This is a genomic window from Pseudomonas mosselii, from assembly GCF_003205295.1.
Lineage (GTDB): Bacteria > Pseudomonadota > Gammaproteobacteria > Pseudomonadales > Pseudomonadaceae > Aquipseudomonas > Aquipseudomonas mosselii_B.
In genome coordinates this window covers 1-4,044 of the sequence record NZ_QJRP01000070.1, presented here as the reverse complement: position 1 = coordinate 4,044, position 4,044 = coordinate 1, and the positions used below count along the sequence as shown (strand labels likewise).

The window sequence follows — 4,044 nt, the reverse complement described above, 5'->3', positions numbered from 1 at the left end:
TCCCCTCACTCCGGCCTTGCTCCCGGGAGGACCGCGCTGCAGGGCCCATCCTGGGCCCCAGCGCTTGACGGGCATCCATGCCCGTCACCTCCCTCCGCAAGGCCTGCGTTCGGCCTCCTGAAGTCGCAATTTGTGTCGCCTGGGATATCGCGCGCTTAGAAGCAAAAGCAAAAGCAAAAGCACAACGGCAACGGCCTACGGTAGCGTTTATTTCGCCGCGTAGACGCCAGGCTTGCACGGGAGCCGGATTAGGGGGCGCAAGGCGTGAGGGCTACTTGAACTTCGGCCCCGAGCGGGTGTTCAAGCCTTTGGCCATGCGGTCATACAGCACCACATTCACCGTCGCCGCCAGGTTCATGCAGCCCTCTGTCGGGATGTAGATCGTCTCTTCGCACCAGCCCCGCACGTCTTCGCTCAACGAACCATCCTCGGGCCCGAAGATGTAGATCGCCCGGTCCGGATGGGTGTACTCAGGCAATGGACGCGCGCCTTCCACCAGCTCCACGGCCACCGGGGTGCAGCCCAGGGGAATGATGCGCTGCAGGTCGTCGATGCCGATCAGCGGGATGTCGTAGTGCACGCGCTTGGTGTCGGTGACAAAGTCGCGGGCGCGCTCATAGCGCTTGCCGGTGTAGAACACCGAATTGACGCCATAGCAGCCCGCGGCGCGCATCACCGAGCCTACGTTTTCCGCGGATTTGGGGTTGAACAGGCCGATGCAGCTGTACCGTTTGTTCGCCACGTGTCGGGGCCCTTCGCAAAAAAAGAGCGCGATTATACGGGCTTGCCGGCACGCCGGGGGCGTGAATCGACGTTCAGTCCTTCTTCATCAGCGCGGCCAGGTTGGCGAACGGGTTGTGGGTGGCCACGGCGACTTTCGGCGTGCTCAGCGAGCCTTCGCTGAAATACTGCTGGTCGGTGTAGCGGGCGTGCTCGTTGTCGTGGCAGTACAGGCACAGCAGCTCCCAGTTGGAGCCGTCCTGGGGGTTGTTGTCGTGGTTGTGGTCGCGGTGGTGCACGGTCAGTTCCGACAGGCGTTTGCCGGAGAACTCGCGGGTGCAACGGCCGCAGACGTGGGGGTACATCTTCAGCGCCTTGTCGCGGTAGCCCATTTCCTTGTCGCGCTTGGCATCGGCGAGGATGCGGTCGAGGCGGGCGGTGGCGTCGGAGGTGGAACTCATGGTGTTACCTTTTTTCTGATCAGGGCAATGACGGTTATGCCTTTGAGTCTAGCGCGCCTGTGGGGCGTGCGGACAGGCAAAATCGCGCCGTTGGGCGTAGCCTGTAGGAAGGTTTCTGACAGGAGGCTGCCGATGTTGCATGCGATCCTCGCCGCGCTGTTGCTTGGCGCAGTATCCACGGCCGACGCCGCGGGCCAGCAACGGCCGCTCACGACGGTTCCCGGCGCGCCCGGAACCGCGACGCCGACACCTTACCCGCAGATCACCCCGAGCACGCCGCCCAAGGCCGGCGCCAACCGGCCGGGCGCACCGCTGTTGCCGCCGATGCCGCAGCCGGGGCCACCCAAGGACCAGCCGTTGCCCGGGCTTAGCCAGGACCCGCCGAAGCCGCCTGACAAGGGGCGCTAGACTTGCTGTGCCAGGCGCTGGCCATCCTGCATGCGCAGGCGCCTGGACAAGGCCACGGCGAGGGCGCGGATGATCCGTGCGGCGATGCGGGGGGCTTCGTTGAGCATCTTTTCCAGTGCGTCCTTGCCCAGGGTCAGCATCTGGCAGTCGCTGGCCGCCACGCAGGTGGCCGAGCGGCGTTCGCCGTCGAGCACGGCCATCTCGCCGAAGGCCCGGCCCTTGCGCAGGGTGGCGATCTCCACCTGGGCGCCGTTGCCGTCGGTCTTTTGCACCGAGACCACTCCACGATGGAGGATGCACATGAAAGTGCCGGCGTCGCCTTCGCTGAACAGGGTCTGGCCCTGGGTGACGGCGGTGAGGCTGAAATAGCCGGCGGCGGCGAGGAAGTCACCGGGCTGCAGGGTGTCGAACAGGCCGCAGTCCATGAGCATGTCGCGGATCTCGGCATTCAGGTGCTGGGTGTCGGGCATGTGTTGTTGTTCTCACCGGGTGCTGTCCTGGGATTGTCGGGGCTGCTGCGCAGCCCTTTCGCGACACGAGGCCGCTCCCACACGGATAGCACGGAACCTGTGGGAGCGGCCTTGTGTCGCGAAACGAGGGCAAAGCCCTCGCCGTTGCGAACCCTATGACAACGAAAATCGCGTTTTACGCCACGCCCAGCTCATTGAAGACGAACGCATACTCCAGCGCCACGTCGCGCAGCCCCTGGTATCGCCCGCTCATGCCGCCGTGGCCCGCGCCCATCTCGGTCTTGAGCAGCAGCAGGTCGTCGTCGGTCTTGCGCGTGCGCAGGCGCGCCACCCACTTGGCCGCCTCCCAGTACTGCACGCGGCTGTCGTTGTAGCCGGCGACCACCAGCAGCGCCGGGTAGGCCTGTGCCTTGACGTTCTCGTAGGGGGCATAGGCCTTGATCCGTTCGTACACCTCGGGCTCTTCGGGGTTACCCCATTCGTCGTACTCGGTGACGGTCAGCGGCAGCTCGGGGTCGAGCATGGTGTTGAGTACGTCGACGAACGGCACTTCGGCGATGGCGCAACGGAACAGCTCGGGGCGCAGGTTGAGCACCGCGCCGATTAGCAGGCCACCGGCACTGCCGCCGCTGATCGCCAGGTGTTCGCGGCTGGTCACGCCTTCGGCGACCAGGTGTTCGGCGCAAGCGATGAAGTCGTCGAAGCTGTTGTGCTTGTGCTCCTGCTTGCCGGCCCGGTACCAGGCTTCGCCCAGCTCGCCGCCGCCGCGCACATGGGCGATGGCGAAGGCCACGCCGCGCTCCAGCAGGCTCAGGCGGGCGTGGGAGAACCAGGGGTCAAGGCTCTCGCCGTAGGCACCGTAGCCGTAGAGGTAGAGCGGCACGCTCTTGCCCTCGTCGACACGGCGGCGCACCAGGCTGATCGGTACCCGGGTGCCGTCCTTGGCCACCGCCCACAGGCGCTGGCTGACGTAGTCGTCGGCGTCGAAGGTGCCGAGCACCGGGGTCTGCTTGAGCACCTGCTGGGCACCCGTGGCCAGCTCCAGCTGGCGCACCTGGGCCGGACGGTTGAGCGCTTCGTAGCGCAGGCGAATGCGTGTGCTGGCGAATTCCAGGCTGTCCTGCACGTAGAGGCTGTAGGCGGCGTCCGGCAGCTCGACGCGGTAGGCCGGCAGACCTTGCGGGTGCACTTCGATGATCGGCAGGCCGCCTTCGCGCAGGCTCAGGGACAGCGCCGTGGCATTGAGGCTGAGCCCTTCGAGCATGACGTCGTCGCGGTGCGGCACCAGCACCTGCCACTGCGCGCGGGTCGGCACGCTGTCGGCCGGCGCGTGGTACAGGGCGAAGTTGATGCCGTCCTGGTTGCTGCGCACGAACCAGCGCCACTGGCCGTCGAGCTGGCCGTGGTCAGGGAAGTATTCGTGGCCTTCGACCCGTGGCGCCAGGCAGGTGAAGTCGGCCTGTGGCGTGGCGGCGTCGAGCACCCAGGCCTCGCTGGTGGTCTTGCTGTTGAGCAGCAGCACCAGCTGGCGCTCGGAGCTGGCGCGGTAGCAGTGCAGGAAGAAGCGTCCGTCGGACTCCTCGAACACCGGGGTGGCGTCGGCTTCGCCCAGGGTGTGGCGGCGCAGGCGCCAGGGGCGGTGGGTGTCGTCCAGTTCGGCGAAGAACAGCGTCTGGCTGTCGTTGGCCCAGGTCATGCTGCCGTCGCAGTCGTCGAAGGGCAGGGCGCTCAGCGTGCCACTGGCCAGGTCCTTGACGTACAGGGTGTAGATCTCGTCGCCGCTGGTGTCCAGGCTGTAGGCCAGCAGGCGGTGGTCGGGGCTGATGCTGAAGGCGCCGAGGGAAAGAAAGCCGCCATTGGCCAGGGCGTTGGGGTCGAGCAGCAGTTCCTCGCGGCTTTCATCGACGGTGTTGCTGTCGTCGGCCGGGCGCGGGCAGCGGTAATGGCGCGGGTATTCGTCGCCCGCGGTGGTGCGGGTGTAGTAG

5 protein-coding genes are annotated in these 4,044 nt (G+C 66.5%); 1 reads left to right on the top strand and 4 read right to left on the bottom strand.

Features of this window, described 5'->3' with window-relative positions:
* Positions 1–271 precede the first annotated feature (271 nt).
* Positions 272–742, bottom strand: a complete 471-nt coding sequence (locus DMX06_RS25955) for an RNA methyltransferase (protein ID WP_028693028.1) — start codon at positions 740–742, stop codon at positions 272–274.
* A gap of 73 nt (positions 743–815) precedes the next feature.
* Positions 816–1,181, bottom strand: coding sequence for a YajD family HNH nuclease (locus DMX06_RS25950; protein WP_050704320.1), 366 nt, complete (start codon positions 1,179–1,181; stop codon positions 816–818).
* Positions 1,182–1,313: 132 nt separating this feature from the next.
* On the opposite strand from DMX06_RS25950, the gene DMX06_RS25945 reads away from it, so the two are divergent.
* Positions 1,314–1,589, top strand: coding sequence for a hypothetical protein (locus tag DMX06_RS25945; protein ID WP_110739974.1), 276 nt, complete (start codon positions 1,314–1,316; stop codon positions 1,587–1,589).
* Here the strand turns inward: DMX06_RS25945 and DMX06_RS25940 are convergent.
* Positions 1,586–2,059 carry a cyclic nucleotide-binding domain-containing protein gene (locus tag DMX06_RS25940; RefSeq protein WP_110739973.1) on the bottom strand — a complete coding sequence of 158 codons (474 nt, stop codon included), beginning with the start codon at positions 2,057–2,059 and terminating at the stop codon, positions 1,586–1,588. The genes DMX06_RS25945 and DMX06_RS25940 overlap by 4 nt on opposite strands.
* Positions 2,060–2,234: 175 nt before the next feature.
* A partial coding sequence (locus tag DMX06_RS25935; RefSeq protein WP_110739972.1) for a S9 family peptidase occupies positions 2,235–4,044 on the bottom strand: 1,810 nt, incomplete at its 5' end.